Raw genomic sequence first — 528 nt, forward strand, 5'->3', positions numbered from 1 at the left:
GCTTGAATGAAAAAGTAAATTCTACATTCTAATATACCTTGATTTTATGCGGGATTTAATTCTATTTTCGGAGATATACAACTTGATTTTTTTAGTATATAATGCTTTTATACGGCATAAACAGCATAGTTTTTTGCATGATAAAAGGACATCTGGAAATAGTGTGCAGGACTAAATTCCACATGTCTGTTGGAAAGACTAAATTCTATGCAATGAAACTTGCCTGTGCCTGTATTGTTATTATTATTTTATTAATGCTGGTATCAATGTGACTTCATCGGCTGGTATCTCTGCTAATCCTAATGCTTTATGAAGTCTGTTATCCAGCAGGAGACGGGATACTTCATATGGACTGTGTCCATTGAGGCTGTCCCGTTTTTCGCTATTGATATGATTTAATAACAGCAGCGTTGTTTTGTCTGTCATTTTTTCAAAGCTTGTTCCTTTTGGCAGGACATACCTTATATATTCATGATTCTTTTCAAGAGCACCTTTTTGATCAGAACGGTTGGGATCACAATAATAAAT

1 pseudogene is annotated in these 528 nt (G+C 34.3%); it reads right to left on the reverse strand.

Going from position 1 to position 528, the window contains the following annotated elements:
- Positions 1 to 243 precede the first annotated feature (243 nt).
- Positions 244 to 528, reverse strand: a pseudogene (locus G4417_RS16575) (IS30 family transposase); the annotation flags it as partial.

Origin of the sequence: Blautia wexlerae (genome assembly GCF_013300825.1) — a bacterium.
GTDB classification, from domain to species: domain Bacteria; phylum Bacillota; class Clostridia; order Lachnospirales; family Lachnospiraceae; genus Blautia_A; species Blautia_A wexlerae_B.